The 17,754-nt window shown below is 61.8% G+C and carries 17 protein-coding genes; 5 read left to right on the forward strand and 12 right to left on the reverse strand.

All coding sequences use genetic code 11. The annotated features are described in order from the left end of the window. Positions 1–268: 268 nt before the first annotated feature. Entirely contained in the window at positions 269–1,165 is an 897-nt protein-coding gene (locus IP76_RS22385; RefSeq protein WP_054160457.1) for a hypothetical protein, read from the forward strand. Positions 1,166–1,225: 60 nt separating this feature from the next. Here the strand turns inward: IP76_RS22385 and IP76_RS23000 are convergent, their stop codons facing one another. The 10 genes from IP76_RS23000 to IP76_RS22435 form a co-directional block, all read right to left on the reverse strand. Beyond that, positions 1,226–1,393, reverse strand: coding sequence for a hypothetical protein (locus tag IP76_RS23000; protein ID WP_156318696.1), 168 nt, complete (start codon positions 1,391–1,393; stop codon positions 1,226–1,228). A gap of 163 nt (positions 1,394–1,556) precedes the next feature. After that, positions 1,557–1,745 (reverse strand): hypothetical protein, encoded by a 189-nt coding sequence (locus tag IP76_RS23005; protein WP_082352682.1) that lies wholly within the window; start codon positions 1,743–1,745, stop codon positions 1,557–1,559. A 142-nt stretch (positions 1,746–1,887) separates the two neighbouring features. After that, positions 1,888–2,802: a uracil-DNA glycosylase gene (locus tag IP76_RS22400; RefSeq protein ID WP_054160460.1), complete on the reverse strand. Its 915-nt coding sequence runs from the start codon at positions 2,800–2,802 to the stop codon at positions 1,888–1,890. 61 nt (positions 2,803–2,863) lie between these two features. Then, positions 2,864–4,156, reverse strand: coding sequence for an Hsp70 family protein (locus tag IP76_RS22405; protein ID WP_054160461.1), 1,293 nt, complete (start codon positions 4,154–4,156; stop codon positions 2,864–2,866). Between the two features lie 208 nt (positions 4,157–4,364). Beyond that, complete coding sequence (locus IP76_RS22410; RefSeq protein ID WP_054160462.1) at positions 4,365–5,297, reverse strand: hypothetical protein; 933 nt, start codon at positions 5,295–5,297, stop codon at positions 4,365–4,367. A gap of 116 nt (positions 5,298–5,413) precedes the next feature. Then, a complete protein-coding gene (locus tag IP76_RS22415) occupies positions 5,414–5,671 on the reverse strand; it encodes a hypothetical protein (RefSeq protein WP_156318697.1) in 258 nt (85 codons plus the stop codon). 145 nt (positions 5,672–5,816) lie between these two features. Beyond that, positions 5,817–6,602, reverse strand: a complete 786-nt coding sequence (locus IP76_RS22420; protein ID WP_054160464.1) for an SDR family oxidoreductase — start codon at positions 6,600–6,602, stop codon at positions 5,817–5,819. Between the two features lie 81 nt (positions 6,603–6,683). Beyond that, on the reverse strand, positions 6,684–8,228 hold the full coding sequence (locus tag IP76_RS22425) for a bifunctional diguanylate cyclase/phosphodiesterase (protein ID WP_054160465.1): 1,545 nt from the start codon (positions 8,226–8,228) through the stop codon (positions 6,684–6,686). 395 nt (positions 8,229–8,623) lie between these two features. Continuing rightward, the gene (locus IP76_RS22430) at positions 8,624–9,535 is read right to left on the reverse strand and encodes an NAD(P)-dependent oxidoreductase (RefSeq protein ID WP_197278405.1); all 912 of its coding nucleotides are present in this window, start codon (positions 9,533–9,535) and stop codon (positions 8,624–8,626) included. A 149-nt stretch (positions 9,536–9,684) separates the two neighbouring features. Beyond that, a complete protein-coding gene (locus IP76_RS22435; RefSeq protein WP_054160466.1) occupies positions 9,685–11,079 on the reverse strand; it encodes an FAD-binding oxidoreductase in 1,395 nt (464 codons plus the stop codon). A 294-nt stretch (positions 11,080–11,373) separates the two neighbouring features. Here IP76_RS22435 and IP76_RS22440 point away from each other — a divergent pair, with 294 nt between their 5' ends. The 3 genes from IP76_RS22440 to IP76_RS22450 all read left to right on the forward strand — a co-directional run bounded on the left by IP76_RS22440 (position 11,374) and on the right by IP76_RS22450 (position 14,715). Next, positions 11,374–13,038: an electron transfer flavoprotein-ubiquinone oxidoreductase gene (locus IP76_RS22440; RefSeq protein ID WP_054160512.1), complete on the forward strand. Its 1,665-nt coding sequence runs from the start codon at positions 11,374–11,376 to the stop codon at positions 13,036–13,038. A gap of 355 nt (positions 13,039–13,393) precedes the next feature. Continuing rightward, positions 13,394–14,008 carry a L,D-transpeptidase gene (locus IP76_RS22445; RefSeq protein WP_054160467.1) on the forward strand — a complete coding sequence of 205 codons (615 nt, stop codon included), beginning with the start codon at positions 13,394–13,396 and terminating at the stop codon, positions 14,006–14,008. Between the two features lie 299 nt (positions 14,009–14,307). Beyond that, a complete protein-coding gene (locus IP76_RS22450; RefSeq protein ID WP_054160468.1) occupies positions 14,308–14,715 on the forward strand; it encodes a helix-turn-helix domain-containing protein in 408 nt (135 codons plus the stop codon). A 52-nt stretch (positions 14,716–14,767) separates the two neighbouring features. On the opposite strand, the gene IP76_RS22455 is transcribed toward IP76_RS22450, so the two are convergent. Next, on the reverse strand, positions 14,768–15,790 hold the full coding sequence (locus IP76_RS22455) for a zinc-binding alcohol dehydrogenase family protein (protein WP_054160469.1): 1,023 nt from the start codon (positions 15,788–15,790) through the stop codon (positions 14,768–14,770). 125 nt (positions 15,791–15,915) lie between these two features. Here IP76_RS22455 and IP76_RS22460 point away from each other — a divergent pair, with 125 nt between their 5' ends. Beyond that, positions 15,916–16,314 carry a helix-turn-helix domain-containing protein gene (locus IP76_RS22460; RefSeq protein WP_054160470.1) on the forward strand — a complete coding sequence of 133 codons (399 nt, stop codon included), beginning with the start codon at positions 15,916–15,918 and terminating at the stop codon, positions 16,312–16,314. On the opposite strand, the gene IP76_RS22465 is transcribed toward IP76_RS22460, so the two are convergent. Then, positions 16,303–17,529: an MFS transporter gene (locus IP76_RS22465; protein ID WP_054160471.1), complete on the reverse strand. Its 1,227-nt coding sequence runs from the start codon at positions 17,527–17,529 to the stop codon at positions 16,303–16,305. The two genes, IP76_RS22460 and IP76_RS22465, sit on opposite strands and share 12 nt — an antisense overlap. Between the last annotated feature and the right edge of the window lie 225 nt (positions 17,530–17,754).

Here is a 17,754-nt window from a genome sequence, read left to right on the forward strand (position 1 = left end):
GAATACGACCTGCTACGTTAAAATAACGTCGGGTACCGGGACTGTGGATTGTTTGCAATAATAATGAATTGAAAAGCTGCAGCAATTTCGTTTAGGTTGGCAAAGATCACACTCCATCGCCACGGCAAGACGCCATGGTCTTCGCGAAAGGTGCTCATGCTGCTTCGGCCACAGAAGCGAGACCGATATCAATGCAACCGGCAGGGTGCCTGCCGGGAAACGCCCGTCCGGTGCCGGCGTTTGCCGGCCTGTGCCTGAGGGGGATCTGATGTCGCTGTCCGTTGCCGAAATTGTCGATCATCCGCACTACCTTTCAAGCCTGCGGGATTATGCCGCGAGCCTGCGTGGACAGTTCGATATGGCGCCACGGCTGGCGCGCATGCTGGCGTCGCATCAGCGCTGGCTGCTGAGCCAGGCCGCGCTCGCGCTTGACCTCGAATATGATCCCGGCCAGCCCGGCAGTGGCTTGACCACGACCAATCTGCGCGAAATCGTGACCACGACTGATGCCGCCAGCCGCAACACGGTTCTGAATTATCTCGATCAGCTGTTGAGCTACAAGTTCGTCCGCATAGCCGGTGATCCTGGTCGTCGACCGCGACGCTATGAGGCAACGGAGATCAGCCTCCGTGCCATGTTCCAGTGGCTGATCACCAATCTCAGCCTGCTCGACGAGCTGGATGGGGGCGGCCGCGCACCGCAGGTCATGGGGAAGCCGGAACTTTTTCGCCTGATCCAGCCGCAAATTGCCCATCGGACATGCCATGATCCAGCCTGGCGAAATCCGCCGGCGCGCGTGGCACATTTCCTGTGGACCGAGGCTGGCGGTCTGGTGATGGATGAGCTTGTCTGCCGGGCTATGGAGTTCGAGCCATCGATCAGCGGCTATCCGATTGGTCGTCTGGATGCGCGCAGCCTTGCCGAACAGTTCATGATCTCCCGCACCCACCTCCAGCGCCTGTTGCGCCGAGCCGTCGATATCGGCTGCCTCGATCTCGCAGAGGAAGGGCGCGCAAACTACGTGCTGAAGCACGAGTTTCTGGTCGAGTACTGCCGCTGGCAGGCAATCAAATTCTCGATCGTCGACTTTGCCTATGAGGCGGTGTGCGGCCCCGTCCGGCTCGGCCTGCGCGAGCCACCCAGAAGCGCAAAACGCGAGGCCTGACGGTCAGGCCTCTCCGGTCATGCGTCGCCCGAGCGGGAGCGGAGGCTGAAGTCGATTACGTCAAATGTCTTGGAACTCGATCGGCCGCGAAGTTGGTGTCTCGCCACGCTCAAGCGCGACCTGACGGTGCCGGGCGGCCTGTGAAAGGCCAGCCGAGGCGCTGATCGCGTGCTCGATCTGGCTCATTGCCCGGCGAAGGCTGCGGACGGGATGGAAGGGGAGTGCCATGATGTGCTCCTCTGCTTTCGGTGCATGGATCGTTCGATGGTGATAAATGTTCACGCATGAACTTTTGATGCAATGCACAATGCGGAAGGGCTGATATGCGCGGCCCGCAAGTCGGGCTCGGCCGGTCCTCTCCGACGCCGGGAATTCGACGATGATGAGCCCGTCAGAGGTGGCGGTCGAGGAAGGGGGAGGCGGGGCGAGCGATCCGGCCAATATGCGCGGAGCAGCGGGCTGTCAGTTGCTCAGTCGCGGTCATCCCCACGCGATGATAGGGGGCATTGACGCGCCCGGCTTCGCCCGCAAGACGCAGCGTCTCGAATTTGCAGTGGATGGGGCGGGTGCGAAGGTTCACGGCGTCGTTCCTTTTGAGGCGTTCCTCCCACACTCCAGGCCAATATCGCAGTGCAGCATGGATTCGGCAAGGTGACGGAATGCGCTTCTGCCATGCGGCCGACGCAGGTCTCCCGTCATCTTGCTGTCAAATTGCCTGTTGCCTAGGCAGTTTCACCCAAAAGTCGCCTCGAAAAGGCGCTGATGTCCATCCAAGCAAGCGCCTTGCTGCTCGGGGCGTTCAGCAACTCCTGCGGATGCAGGGTGGCTATGGCTGGCGCAACATGGCCGCCAGCGCCGATTTCCCGCCATTTTCCACGCAGGGCATGGATGGTGCCGGTCTCGCCGAAAAAGTAGCGCGCGGCAAAATTGCCAAGAACAAGGATCTGTTTCGGCTCGCAGAGCGCGATCTGTCTTTCAATGAAGGGTCGGCAGATTGCGATCTCCGGCTGAGACGGCATGCGGTCGCCGGGCGGACGCCAGGGGATGACGGTGGTGATGTGGACATTGTCGCGCGTCTGGCCAATGGCCAGGAGCATGCGATCGAGCAGCAAGCCGGCACGGCCGGAAAAGGCAGCCCCCTCCCGGTCGTCATCTGCGCTTGGCATCGAGCCGATGATCATGATGCCGGACTGGCCGCCTCCGGCAACGGTGATCGTCGAGCGGGCCGAGGTCTTCAGGTTGCAACTGGCAAAGCTCTCGATTGCGATCTTCAATTCGGCCAGAGAACGTGCGCTTTCGGCCGCAAATCGGGCTTCAGCGACCGCATTTTCATCCGGGATGGCGGGCAATGTCGAGCCCTGAGCGGGCTGTGCCCGAGCCGGCTGGCGATCCGGCTGCGACGGGTTGCGCTCAGCCTGGCCTGTGATGGCTGCTCTGGACGGCGCCTGTCCCGATGCGGGCGAGGGGCCTCCTGTGACTGCCGGGGCGCGGTTGACCTGCCGTGCCGACTTCTCGGCGGCAAAGGCGGCAATCCGGTCGATCGGATCGTCTTCCAGCAGCCATTCGACGCCCGCATCTGCGTGAAAATGCAGAAGCGCTGCCAGTTCGGCGGGCGTCATGTCTCGGGCCTGGATCATGCGCCTGTTCTAAAACCAACCGCCACTGCAAGGCAAATGGAAAGCGACGGCTGGCCTGTGCTCAGGCCACCCACTGGGCGATGTCGTCACGTTCACCAATCAGGGCGAGACCATGAGCGATCGAGACGAGCTCGCCGCCGGTCTCGATCCGGTCCTCGGCAAAGCGACGTCGGAAAATGTCGCGCACGGCCGGTACGAAAGACGTGCCGCCGGTGAGGAAGACTTTGTCGATGCTGCCGGCTTCCGTGTTGGTCGAGGTCAGGACCTGGTCAAGTGCCTCTTCCATTCTGGCAATGTCGTCTGCGATCCAGCTTTCGAAGGCAGCCCGCGTCACGCGCTTTTCACCGGCCTTGCCGAGTGGGGCAAAGCGGAATTCGGCTTCTTCGGCGGAGGACAATGCCATCTTGGCGGCCGAGACGGCCTGGTAGAGCGGATAACCCTCGTCGTGGTCGATCAGGTCGATGAACAGCTCGAGCTTTTCCGGCTCCATGGCCTGACGCACAAGCGACTTAAGGTCGGCAAATTCTTTCATCGTCTTGAAGACGGACAACTGGTTCCAGCGAGAGAAGGCGAGGAAGTAGTTGCTCGGTACGTCAAGAAGCTTGCCGAAGCTCTTGAACTGGCTGCCCTTGCCGATCTCGGGGGCGACCAGTTGATCAATGATGCGTGCATCGAACTGGTCACCGGCAATGCCGACGCCCGATTGACCGATCGGGGTTGCCTTAAGCTTGCCGCCTTCGGTTTCGAACCGGATCAGCGAAAAGTCGGTCGTGCCGCCGCCGAAGTCGGCAACGAGCACGGTCGCATCCTGCTTCAGCGTGCGGGCAAAGTAGAAGGCAGCAGCCACCGGCTCATAGACATAGTGGATCTCTGGAAAACCAAGCCGCGTCAGCGCTTCGTTGTAGCGTGTGGTGGCGAGCGCCGGATCGGCGCTGGCACCGGCGAAATGCACCGGTCTGCCGACAACCAGACGCTTCGCATCCCCCGGCCAGCCATCTGCGGCATAGGCTTCGAGGCGCTTGAGGAAGACTTCCATGAGATCCTCGAACTGGAAGCGCCGGGCATGCACCAGCGTTCCCTGGAACAGGGCCGAGGCGGCAAAGGTCTTGATCGACTGCAGGAAGCGACATTCGCCGGGATTGTCGATGAAGGTCCGGATGGCGGCCTGGCCTGCCTCGACCTTAAGGACGCCGGCACCAAGCTGTGCGTCCTTCATGAAGGAAAGCGCTGTGCGCATGCTATCCGTTGTGCCCGCCGACGAGGTGTAGGAAACCGAACGCGTTTCATCCTGTTCGCTGGTTACCGACATCACGGTGTTGGTTGTGCCGAAATCCAGTCCGAGCGCCTGTGCCATGGCCGTCGCTTTCTGTCGTCTGACGATGTGAGGTGGGCCGGACGAACCGGCAGAACCGCCGGTCAGGGCCGGCCTTCGAAGAGGGCGCCTGATGCCACAGGGGATCGCGAAGGGCAAGCCTTGGCGGAAGGAATGGCGGCGACCGCAGACAAAAACAGGGCCCGCATTCCGGCGGGCCCTGATGATTGCGCGCATGAAAACGGCTGGCTCAGACCTGGCGATAGGCCTTAACCGCGCGCTCCACAGCGGCGCCTGTCGTCTCGGCCGAGCGCTCAGGGGCATTGGCCAGCAGACGGGAAGATTGCTGATCGTCCGGTTTCGCCAGATCATCGAGAAGGCCGGAAACGAGCCGCGACTGGAGCGCATCGACGGCCCGGTCGCGGCCGCGATTCTGTTCGATGGCCACGAGCGATTGCAGCTGTTCGCGAAGCTGTGCCGAGGCGTCGTTGCGTTGCGCTCCGCCAGTATAGGCTGCCAGAGCCGCCGCTTCGATCGCTTCGACCGCGGCGCGCCTACGGGACGGCTGCAGTTCGGTTTGGGCATCCGCGACCGGCCTGTCGCCGGTGGTCGGCGAGGGGATGACGACAGGTTCGGGCGACGAGGCTTCGGTTTCCGGAGGTCCATCGGAGGCGACGGGGTCTGCTGCCGGCTCATCCGGTGGGGTGTCAGCCTCGTCGACGGCCACGTCATCCGAAGCCGCATTCGCGTCGATCGATGCGTCCGCAGCGCGATCCTCGCCAGGGGCGGGGGCAGGGGCGGGCTCCTCGGCAACCGACGCGTCGGCGCTGGTGTCTTCTGCCGGTGAATCGTCCGGCACCACTTCAGCTTCCACCGGCGCTGCTTCATCATCTACCGGTGCGGCATCAGGCTCTCCGGGTGCCGGCTCTTCAGAAGCAGTGGTCGCCTCGGGTTCAGTTGGAATTGCTGCTTCGGCCCCGCCGTCCTCGGCGACAGGCGGCTGATAGGTGCCGTCGTCGATGTCGCTCGGGTCCGTATTTGGGCTGGAGTCTGAAGATGGCTCCGCCACCGGCTCCGTTGTTGGCGTCGGTGCTGGCGTGGGATTCGATGGTGGCTTGGTGGATGTGCTGCCGGTGGAGCTCGTCGTGTCGCGCGGCTGACCGGTAAGAATCGGGAGAAGCATCAATCGTAGGTCCAAAAATTAGCATTGGCTTGTGGACATACGCGGAAATTCTTGAGGTACTGTCAGTTTCGATTGCGGGCTTTAAATCAATATCCACACAAATATTAGGGGTTTCCCTACATCTCGTCATAGGCATGGGCGAGCAGGGTGCGGGACGCCTTTCCCAGATGCGCCTCTTCCGTGGTCGCAATCATCGGCAGCAGATGGCCGATAATCCTACCCTGGACAAACAGGCGGGGCATGAAGATCAGGGGGCGTGATGCGCGCAATGACGCAATCCCGGTCTCATCGCCAGGATCATCGAGGGGTGACGCGTCGAAAAGTGACGGAAACCGGTCATCATGTCCGGCGGGGAGCATATCAAATACCTTCATGGCAAGGAGTGCGAAGGCATGATTACGCCCCCTGTCCTTGCCATGTCGTTGATACGGTCACTACAAATTTAGTGATAACTAAATAAACGATCTCGAATTGGATGGTTGCCGAGGCGGCTAACTGCCGCCTGGCGCCGAGCCGCCTTCAGATCGACTTGGCCGCGCCGCCATCCACCCTGAGCATGGTGCCGCTGATGTAACTTGCCGGAACCGAGCACAGGAACGCGGCGGCCGCGCCGAATTCCTCGACCTTGCCAAGACGGCCGGCCGGAATCGACTTGATCGAATTGGCGCGCACGTCCTCGACCGACGTGCCCTGGCGCTTTGCGTTGGCCCCGTCGAGTTCGTCGATGCGGTCGGTATGGATGCGGCCGGGCAAGATCATATTGGCGGTGACGCCGTAGGACGCGACCTCGCTCGACAGTGTCTTGTTCCAGCCGACAAGCGCGCCACGCAGCGTGTTGGAGAGCGCGAGGTTGCCGATCGGTTCGAAGACGCCGGAGGAGGCGACGGTCAGAATGCGGCCAAAACCCTGGGTTTTCATCAGGGGCACAAGCGCATTGGTCAGGGTGATCACGCGAACGACCATGGACTGGAAGAAGGTGTAGAGCTTTTCCGCATCCATGTCCTCGACGGTGCCTGGCACCGGTCCGCCGGTGTTGTTCACGAGGATGTCGATACCGCCCAGCGTATGGTGCACGGCTGCCAGCATCTGGTCGACGAAATGGGCATCGGCGAGATCGGCAACAACATAGTCTGCCTTGCCGCCTGAGGCCCGGATCTCTTCGACATTGATTTTCAGTTTCGCTTCAGTCCGCCCGCAGATCAGCACATGCACGCCTTCTGCTGCAAGCGCCTTGGCGATGCCGAGGCCGAGGCCGCGCGAGGCAGCGAGCACGAGCGCGCGTTTTCCGGAGATGCCGAGATCCATGGGGTTACGTCCTTCCTGATGAAATAAGTATCAGGCGAAACTAGCAAGGAGCGGCGCGGCGGGGAAGGGGCAAAGGCAAGCTCAGGACGCGACCTGTTCCAGGAGGACCGGCTGACGCTGTTGGCCGCGGATCGGCTCGGGCCGGCCATGCAGATAACCCTGGAAGCGGACGGCACCCGCGATCCGTGAACACGTATGCTGTTCCTCGGTTTCGATGCCTTCGGCAACCACGATCATGTCGAGTTCCTTGGCAATCTCGCCAATGGCCGTAACGAAGATCTGGGCGATCTTGTCGGTCTCGAGGCGCTGCGTGTAGCTCTTGTCGATCTTGATGAAATCGACCGGCAGATCGCGCAGCAGAGCAAAGGAATTGTTGCCGGTGCCGAAGTCGTCGAGCGCGATCTTGAAGCCCATCTCGCGCAATTCCTTCAGGGCGCGCTGGACGGCAGGGGTCGCGCTCAGGACCACGGTTTCGGTGATCTCAAGGGTGAACTGGCTGGCCTCGCAACCGCTTTCGCGCAGCACGCGGCGGAACATCTCGACCATGCCGTCATTCTTGAATTGCGCACCGGAGACGTTGACGGAAAAGCGCGGATAGCCGCTCGCCCGCAAGTCGCGACAGGCGCGCTTGAACACCCATTCCCCGAGCCGGTGGATCATTTCCGATTTTTCGGCGACGCGGACGAACTTATCCGGCGGCACATAACCACGTCCACGGTTGCGCCAGCGCAGCAGGGCCTCTGCCGAGCAAATGTCGCCATTCAGGTCGATAATCGGCTGGTAATGCAGTTCGAGCTGATCGAGCAGCAGCGCGGCATGCAGATCGTGGGCGATCTGACGCTCTTCCGCTTCCTCATGCTCCATATCGCGATGGTAGAAGGTGATCTTGCCACGGCCGTTGCGCTTGCCCGCATAAAGGGCGACATCGGCCTTGTGCATCAGATCCTGCGAGCGTGCGGCATCCTGGGGTGCGCTGGCGACGCCAATCGAAATCCCTTGGAAGCCGCGAGCCTTGTCGTTATTGCGCAGGAGGGCGGAGAGCCGTTCTGCAAAGCGGCGGGCTTCCTGGTCCAGCAGACGCGGATCGCTCCCCGGCACGAGAATGGCGAATTCGTCACCACCGAGGCGACCGACGATCCAGTTCTGGTCTTCGCGGGCGCACTGGCCAAGCATGCGCAGCACTTCATCGCCATTGGCGTGACCGAAGGTGTCGTTGATCATCTTGAAGTGGTCGACATCGAGGAGGAGCATGGTGACTTCCTCGTAAGCACGACCGGCTTCCTTCGCAGCCTCGATGTCTGCAAGCTTGTTGTTGAGGATTTCCATGAAACGGCGGCGGTTCCAGCAGCCGGTCATTTCATCCACATTGGCGCGGCGCTCGACCCGTCGGGTCCGCGTGCTCAGCACACGCCACACGGCCGAGACCGGGCCGAGATGCGAAATCAGGGCGATGCTGGCGGCCGCACTGCCGACCGCTGCGGCCATCATCAGCTGTCTGACAAATTCTTCCGTCGGAGGCGTCATGATGAGCGCGACCAGAGCGAGAAGGGCAGCCATCCCGGAGGAACCAACAGCGGTCAAGAAGGCGACCCGAACGGTTCTGAGAAGGTTGAGAATTTCGCGCAAGGTGTCACCCGATCATGTTTCAGGTCCGGGCGAACGGCGCAAATACCGTGCAGGACCGACTGCTGCTCACGTTAGCGCAACCTTAGGCAAGCCCCGTTTAGGACAGGTTAATGGAGTAAGTTGTTTCGTAAGGCCAACTATCCGGAAAAGCGTGATTTTTGCTCGTTTTAGGTGTTCCGGGATGCGGCTTTCGCGGTGCGGTGAAGTTTGGGTTGCGCAAGACACCCGGCCTTGCAGTGCCGAAAGTCGCCAAAAGCCCGGCAACGCAGGCGGTCGCGACCTATTGCCAGCTTGGTTTCGTCAATTGGCTTCACCTGTCTGACAGCTTGTGCTGAATGTCACAGTCTGACGGCCTTGTTGACGGTGCCATGACCGCGCATTTCCGCCTGTCCGTCTCAAAGCTCGGCGGGAAAGCCCGGCGCGCGCAGGTCTGTGCCGGTCGCGTCCTCCAGGAGCTTCACGACCTGCGACGACCAGGCATCGCCGCCATATGCGGCGCGTGCACGGATAAAGGTCTGCAGTGCATGGGAGGCGAGGTCGAGGGGCACGCCGAACTCGCGGCCAAAGCCCAGCGCGAAGCCCAGATCCTTGACGGCGAGGTCCATAGTGAAATTGATGTTGTAGCTGCCGTTCAGGATCACCTGGCCCTCGGTCTCGTGCACGAAGCTGTTGCCGGAGGAGGCCTTGATGATGTTGAAGGCATCGGTGAGGTCTATGCCGCCCTTCTTCGCAAGCATCAGGGCTTCGCCGGTGGCGATCAGGTGGATGAAGGCTAGCATGTTTGTGATCACCTTGATCACCGCTGCCTTGCCAAGCGGGCCTGCGCGAAAAATCTGTTTGCCCATGGCCTGGAAGGCCGGCAGATGCAGATCAAAGAGATCGCTGTCGCCGCCGATGATCACGGTGATTTCGCCTGATGCAGCAAGATGCACGCCGCCGGTGACCGGGGATTCCAGCATGCGGATGCCAGCGTCTGCGGCGATCTTGCCCAGCCGCAAGACTTCCTGCTCATCGAGCGTGCTCATTTCGATCCAGGTCGAACCGGGCTTCAGCCCCTTCAGAATGCCGCGCTCTCCGGTGAGCACGCGCTCGCTGACCTTGGGCGAGGGCAGGCAGGTGATCACGGCATCGACGGCTTCCGCCACGGCTTGCGGGTCGGCCGCGAACCGGGCGCCAGCCGCAACCAGCTCTTCGGCATTCTTGGGATCGAGGTCGTTGACGACGACTGTGAACCCCGCCCGCACCAGGCTGCCGGCCAGATGGCGGCCGAGATGGCCGAGCCCGATGAAACCATATGTCAGTGCCATGTCGCGTTCCCCTGCTGGCGTTTTGGCAGAGATTGCGGCAAAGCGCGCAGACGTTCAAAGGCAGATTTTGACGTGCGACGGGATTTGGCGCGAAGAGAACAGGCAGACGCGACTTTTCCGGGGTTATGCGGGAAATCCGGAAATGCGCTTCAGAACGGGACCTTGCCTGGATTGAACAGGCCCTGCGGATCGAGTAGGGCCTTGATCTGCCGCGCAAGCAGCCGTTTCGCGGCTGGCACATGCTCTTCATAGGCATCGCGTTTCTCGAGGCCGACGCCGTGTTCGGCGGAAAAACTGCCGCCGCGTGCAGTCACGCCTGCATAGACCACGTGTTCAACTGCGTGCTTGATCTCGGTCGGCAGAGGGCCGGCTGTGGCAAGGGCGATATGCAGGTTTCCATCCGCCACATGGCCGTACACATAGGCATCGTAACCGCTGCCGATCTGGCGCAGCCCTCCAAGAAGACCGGCCACATAGTCGTCGATCTCGGATGGCGGCACCGAGATGTCGAAGGAGGGGGCGTTGGGGAACTGACCGAAATAGAAGCCGGAATCCTCACGCAGGTCCCAGAAGCGGCGCGCCTGTTCGGAGGATTGGGCCAGGATGCCGCCGCGCAGACCGGCGGGCTCCCAGAGTTCGGCCAGCGCCTCTTCCAGCGCAAGTGTGGCTATCTCTTGCGTCTCGGCCGAGACCTCGACCAAGAGCATGGCGGCACCTTCGTCGAGCCAGTCGAGGTCGAAGGCCTTCAGCGCCGCGTGATCCTGGACATACCGAGGCCACATCATTTCCGCCGCTTCGAGTGTAACGCCGCCAAGCTGGTTCAGATGCGCTGCGACTGAGAGCGCCGAGGCGGCGTCCACGACGCCGAGAAGGGCGGTCGCCCTGTGCGGCCGCAGGCGTTCGACGGTCATGACCACGCGTGTGACGAAGCCGAAGGCACCTTCGCCGCCAATGAAGAGTTGTTTCAAATCCGGTCCGGCCGAGACCTTCACCACCCGCGTCATGTCGGAGAAGATCTCGCCAGAGGGGAGCACGGCTTCCAGACCGAGGATCTGGTGGCGCATGACGCCATTACGGAAGGCGAGAATGCCGCCGGCATTGGTGGCCAGCATGCCGCCGATCGTGGCGCTGCCGCGTGAGCCGAGATCGATGCCGGTGGTGAGGCCGTGCGGGCGAAGTGCAGACTGCAAAGCTTCGAGCGTCACTCCGGCCTCGACTTCGACGGTCGATTCGTCGGGTCTGATGGCGAGGATGGAGTTCAGCCGCGCGGAAGACAGGATTACCTCTTCAGCCCGGCTGACCCCGCCGCCGACCAGTCCACTCGATCCGCCCTGAGGCACGATGGCGACCCGATTCTCTCGGCACCAGGCAATCAGCGCCGCTGCCGCCTCTGTGCTGGCCGGTTGTGCCATGACCCCTGCGCCGAGATTGTGTTCATGCTCGCCCGGATGTCGCCCGGCCAGTGCCTCGGGTCCAAGAACGCGCAGGTCGGCATGAAGGCCGGTGAGAGCCTCGGTCAGGGCGGCGGGGGTATAATCGATCATGGTCTTTCGCTTCCGGCGGCAAATGTCACGCACTCACTTGCGGGGCAACCGACCGGTTGGCAAGTTCGTTTTGCCCTAAACCTGTTCTGAGGGATCAGACGAAGAGACGTTGGCAAGCGGCAAGGGCGCAGCCGTAAAATCGTCGCATTGACGCTTACGTGCACGTAAGATATTCTTGAAACTCATACGACCGTGCCGGAATTTGCGTCGCCCAGCGTCGCGCTTCGGCTCGACAATCGGGTTGGGTTTTGTCAAGGAGGAGGGCGGACGGGACCGCCTGATAAGGAAATGACCATGAGCACCGAAATGGAACTGCCGGAACGCGAAAGCATGGAATTCGACGTGGTGATCGTCGGCGCAGGGCCTGCGGGTCTCTCTGCCGCGATCCGGTTGAAACAGGTCAATCCGGACCTGACGGTGGTCGTGCTTGAAAAGGGCGCGGAAGTTGGCGCGCATATCCTCTCCGGCGCCGTGGTTGATCCCATCGGCATTGACCGCCTCATCCCGGGCTGGCGTGAGGAAGCCGATCATCCGTTCAAGACGGAGGTGAAGGACGACCAGTTCCTCTTCCTCGGGCCTGCCGGCTCGGTGCGCCTGCCGAACTTTGCCATGCCGCCGCTGATGAGCAATCACGGCAATTACATCGTCTCGCTCGGCAATGTCTGTCGCTGGCTGGGTGCTCATGCCGAAGCGCTGGGTGTCGAGATCTATCCGGGCTTCGCCGCCGCCGAAGTGCTCTACAATGACGAGGGTGCCGTGATCGGTGTCGCGACCGGCGACATGGGCATCGAGAAGAACGGCGAGCCGGGCCCGAACTTCACCCGCGGCATGGAACTGCTGGGCAAATACGTGCTGATCGGCGAAGGCGTGCGCGGGTCGCTTGCCAAGCAGTTGATTGCCAAGTTCGATCTCTCCCGCGACAGCGACGTGCAGAAATTCGGCATCGGCATCAAGGAGCTCTGGCAGGTCAAGCCCGAGCATCACAAGCAGGGCCTGGTGCAGCACTCCTTCGGCTGGCCGCTTGGCATGAAGACTGGCGGCGGTTCCTTCCTCTACCACCTCGAAGACAACATGGTGGCCGTCGGTTTCGTCGTGCACCTGAACTACAAGAACCCCTATCTCTATCCGTTCGAGGAATTCCAGCGCTTCAAGACCCATCCGGCCATCCGCGACACCTTCGAGGGCGGCAAGCGTCTGTCCTATGGCGCTCGCGCGATCACCGAGGGTGGATACCAGTCGGTGCCGAAGCTTTCCTTCCCGGGCGGCGCGCTGATCGGCTGTTCTGCCGGTCTCGTCAACGTGCCGCGCATCAAGGGCAGCCACAACGCGGTGCTCTCCGGCATGCTGGCGGCCGACAAGATTGCCGAAGCGATTGCTGCTGGCCGCGCCAATGACGAGCCGATCGAGATCGAAAACGAATGGCGCTCGACCGACATCGGCAAGGACCTGAAGCGCGTGCGCAACGTCAAGCCGCTCTGGTCGAAGCTCGGTACGGCGCTCGGCGTTGGCCTTGGCGGTCTGGACATGTGGACCAACCAGCTCTTCGGCTTCTCCTTCTTCGGCACGCTGAAGCACGGCAAGACCGACGCCCAGTCGCTGGAGCCGGCGGCCAAGCACAAGCCGATCGCCTATCCGAAGCCGGATGGCGTATTGACCTTCGACCGCCTGTCTTCGGTTTTCCTGTCCAACACCAACCACGAGGAAGACCAGCCTGTCCATCTGAAGGTGAAGGACATGGACCTGCAGAAGCGGTCCGAGCTTGGCATCTATGCCGGCCCGTCGACCCGCTACTGTCCGGCCGGCGTCTATGAATGGGTGGAAAAGGAGGGCGAAGAAACCTTCGTCATCAACGCGCAGAACTGCGTCCACTGCAAGACCTGCGATATCAAGGACCCGAACCAGAACATCAACTGGGTGCCGCCACAAGGCGGCGAAGGGCCGGTTTATCCGAACATGTAAATGTTTGGGAGGCCGGACCGCACGGACCGCCGCTGCGGAATCGCCGGCGAAGGGCCGGTTTGTCCGAACATGTAAATGTTCGGGAGACCGGGCCGCACGGACCGCCGCTGCGATATCGCCGGCGAAGGGCCGGTTTCTCCGAACATGTGAATGAGCAGGGCGGTCGAGAGGCCGCCCTTTCCATTTTGGGATCTGCTTGTGCATTTGCCGACAGATCTCTGCATCCGGTTCCGGGCGCGAACAGGATCACGATTTCGCCATCAAGTTTAACAAGCGCCTGCTGATTTAACCGGTCATTAACCATAAATTTCCTAGGATCCCCGGTAGAAGAATCATCTCCGAGGACCTTCAATCCATGACCATTTCGCGCCGAGGCCTCCTGATCGGCCTGCCGCTTCTCCTGGCCGGTTGCCAATCCATGCCGAACCAGCAGGCTCTCTATGGCGATCTGCCAGATGAGCCCTTTCCGCTGAAGAAGGTGCCGCTGGAGAAGATCAAGCCGGAACTGCGTCGTCAGGAAGTGGCCTATGAAACGGTCCATCCAGCTGGCACGGTCGTGGTCGATACGCCCGCCCGCCGGCTCTATTACGTCCTCGGTAATGGCAGGGCCATGCGGTATGGCATCGGCGTCGGCCGCGCCGGGCTTGCCCTGGCCGGCAATGCCTATGTCGGTCGCAATGCCGAATGGCCGACCTGGACGCCGACGCCGAACATGATCCGCCGCGATCCGGAAAAGAACCGGAAATACGCAGGCGGCATGCCGGGCGGCGCCAACAATCCGCTGGGTGCCCGCGCCATGTATCTCTATCGCGGCGGCAACGACACCATGTTCCGCATCCACGGCACCAACCAGCCCTGGTCGATCGGACAGGCCATGTCGTCCGGTTGCGTGCGCATGATGAACCATGACGTTATCGATCTGCATGCTCGCGTCCCGGTTGGAACGAAGGTCATCGTTCTGCAGGCTTGACCTGGCGGACTGCGGCCGTCGATCACGGTCCCGGCATCTGGCTGTGTTGGGTTATCAACACGCCGTGAGCCTCTCGCTTACGCCGGTCACGTTGCCGCGAAGCGGCTTTTCACCGCCCAACTTCGCCCCATTTCCTCATCACTGAAACTCAGGCCGCCGACGGAACGTCACGTAAGTGTTGACGCAGTGTCGACCGATCTTGGCCGCCCGCAGCCTTGGCGCTGCGCGCGGCCTGACATATCAGGGAACAGACATGAACGGGTCTTCGGGCATGTCGGAATTTGCGAGAAGGATAAGGCATGGCTGACGACAGGAACTCCACGACCGCGCAAGTCGGCGGTTGCCAGATCGAGGCAACGCTGCAGCTTCTGGACGGCAAATGGAAGGGAGTCATCCTCCACAATCTGCTGAAGGACGAGGTGCTGCGTTTCAACGAACTGGCCAAGCGCATGTCGAGCATTACGCACCGCATGCTATCCAAGCAGCTGCGTGAAATGGAACTCGCCGGCCTCGTGGCCCGCACTGTCTATCCGGTTGTGCCGCCGAGGGTGGAATATGCGTTGACACCACTCGGCCGCAGCCTTCAGCCGGTCATTCTCGCACTCGGACGCTGGGGGCAGGAAAATCTCGTTTCCGTTGAAGGCTCTGCCCTCAAACCCAACACCAAGCCCCTCGGCAGTGCTGCCATCATGCGCTCTGCCGCATGATGGCGCCAAGTGCGCCGGCCCGGCAAGGGCTGGCGGTTGCCGGCAGCTGACGTCAGCTCGGAAAGCCTTCGAGAACCAGCTTGCCGCATGCCCGGCCGCTCTCGATCAGGGCATGCACCTTCCTGAGGTTTTCCGCCGTGATCTGCCCGACGACCGTGTCGAGCGTGGTGCGGATCTTCCCCTCATCGATCAGGCCAGCCACGTGGTTCAGCAATTTGTGCTGCTCGACCATGTCAGGCGTTTCGAACATCGGACGCGAGAACATCATCTCCCAATGCAGCGAGACTGCCTTGCCTTTGAAGGCCATGATGTCGAAGCCTTCCGGGAAGTCGTCGATCAGGCAGATCCGTCCGGCCGGGGCAATGATCTCGGCGAGGTCGAGGCGATGCTGGCTGCTGTGGGTCACGGAGAAGATGAAGCCGGGCGACCCGATGCCAAGAGCCGCATATTCAGGGGCCAGCGGCTTGCTATGATCGATGACGTGGTCGGCACCGAGCGATTTTGCCCAGGCGGCGGTCTCGGGCCGGGATGCGGTGGCGACGACGGAAAGATTTGTCAGTGTCTTGACCAGTTGGATCGCGATCGAACCCACGCCGCCGGCTCCACCGGTGATCAGGATAGCAGGCGTAGCGCCAACGACCGGCTGATCGACGCGGAGGCGATGGAAGAGTGCCTCATAGGCGGTGATCGCCGTCAGGGGCAGGGCGGCGGCCTCGGCGAAGCCGAGGCTCTTCGGCTTGCTGCCGACGATCCGCTCATCGACCAGATGATATTCGGCATTGGTTCCCGGGCGCCCGATCGCTCCGGCATAGTAGACTTCGTCACCGGGCTTGAAGAGCGTCACATCCGGGCCGACGGCCTTCACCACTCCGGCCGCATCGTAGCCGAGTATCCGTGTATCTCCAGTTGCCGGCTGATGATTGCGTCGCACCTTGGTATCGACCGGGTTCACCGATACCGCCCTGATCTCCACCAGAAGATCCCGGCCGCTTGCCTGGGGCATGGCGATATCGAGATCGACGAGAGCAGTCTCCGAGGTGATGGACTGGGGTGTGTAAAATCCGATCGCGCGCATGCGGGTCTCCTGTCTCGCGTTTACAACGCTGTCCATTAAGGACATAGAATCGCATACCGCAAGAATGCACATTTTGTGTCTGTAGGCACAGAATTGAACCTCGGTATCAAGAAGGATACTGTCCAATGTCCAAGCCGCGCGCCAAGATGACCAATAGTTTTCCGGGCTGCCCGGTCGAAACGACCTTGAGTTTCCTCGACGGGAAATGGAAGGGCGTCATCCTGTTTCACCTTTTGACCGCCGGCACGCTGCGCTTCAGCGAGTTGCAACGTCGTTTGCAGGCCGTAACGCAACGCATGCTGACCAAGCAGCTGCGCGAACTGGAAGAGCAGGGCCTTGTGTCGCGCACCGTGTATCCGGTCGTACCGCCGCGGGTCGACTACACCCTGACGCCTCTTGGCCAGAGCCTGCGGCCCGTGATCATGGTGCTGGAGCAGTGGGGCAGCCGCCATGTCGAATGCAAGAATGGTGTGCGACGGATGGTCGAGCCGGATAGCGTCGAGGACGAAGCCTCAGCCGCGTGACGGCTTCCTGTCGAGCGCGACCGAGATCAGGAAAATGACAAGGCCGAGGGCCGACAGCACGGAGCCGACATAGCCGGTCGCACCGTAGCCGTAGCCGGCCGCAATTACGATGCCGCCGAGCCAGGCGCCGAGCGCATTGGCAATGTTGAAGGCGGAGTGGTTGGTGGCGGCGGCGAGCGTCTGCGCGTCGGCGGCGACATCCATGAGCCGTGTCTGCACGGCCGGGCAGGCGGCAAAGCCGCATCCGGTGAGGAAGACACAGACGCAGAGCATGACGGGATTGTGTGCCGTCAACGAGAAGATCGACATGAGGATGATGTTGAAGGCCAGCATGCCGCCAATCGTGCCGTTCAGGGAATAGTCGGCCATGCGGCTGCCAACGATGTTGCCAACATTCATGCCGATCCCGAAGAGCGCGAGCACGACCGCGACCATGCTCACCGGCATGCCGGCCGTGTCCGTGACGGTCTTGGCGATATAGCTGAAGATCGCGAACATCCCGCCGAAGCCGACGGCTGCGACACCAAACGAAAGCCAGACCTGAAGCCGTCCGAAGGCCGAGAGTTCGCGCCGGATGCTGGCACCTTCGGCGACCTTGTCCTTGGGCAGATAAAGCGCGATCAGCGCAACCGTGAGCGCACCGATGCCGGCGACCAGCAGGAAGGCCGCCCGCCAGTTCATCAATTGGCCGAGGAATGTGGCGATCGGCGTGCCGACCAGCGTGGCAATGGTCAGGCCGAGCATGACGCGACCAACGGCACGCACACGCCGATGCGGTTCGGCCATGGAGGCGGCAACGAGGGCTGCAACGCCAAAATAGGCGCCATGCGGCAAGCCCGTGATGAAGCGCAGAAGTGTGAAGGACCAGAAGTCGGTGGCGAGCGCACTCGCCAGATTGCCGGCTGCAAACACGCCCATCAGCGCAAGCAGCAGGGTCCGGCGGGGCAGTTTCGCGGCGAGGGCTGCGATGATCGGCGCGCCGATCACAACGCCGAGCGCATAGGCGCTGATGACATGCCCGGCATCCGGCACGCTGACGCCATAGGTGCTCGCCACTTCCGGCAGCAAGCCCATGATCACGAACTCGCCCGTTCCGATCCCGAAGCCGCCAGCCGCCAGCGCGATCTCAATCAACAGGATCGTCGTGGCCGTCAGCCCGATCGTGGTCTGTCTATCGTCTTCAAGAGGGCGATCAAGGGCGGAGCAATCGGTCATGCGGGCACCTGGGCAAATAGCTCGGCAACCAGAGGTCGGCAGCGCTCGGGCCAGTGCTGAGGCGCAGCTGCGTTCCGTGGGAGGCCGGAAAATAATGGAAGGATCGTGAAATCACAGCGGGAACAAGATTGATATCTATCATATCTATATGCACTGCGGCAAAGGCTTTCGCAGATGCACTTGAAATTTGCGCGACGGCTATCGATTTCTGTCTCCTCTGGAAAC

This window comes from Rhizobium sp. AAP43 (genome assembly GCF_001296045.1).
Taxonomy (GTDB): domain Bacteria; phylum Pseudomonadota; class Alphaproteobacteria; order Rhizobiales; family Rhizobiaceae; genus Allorhizobium.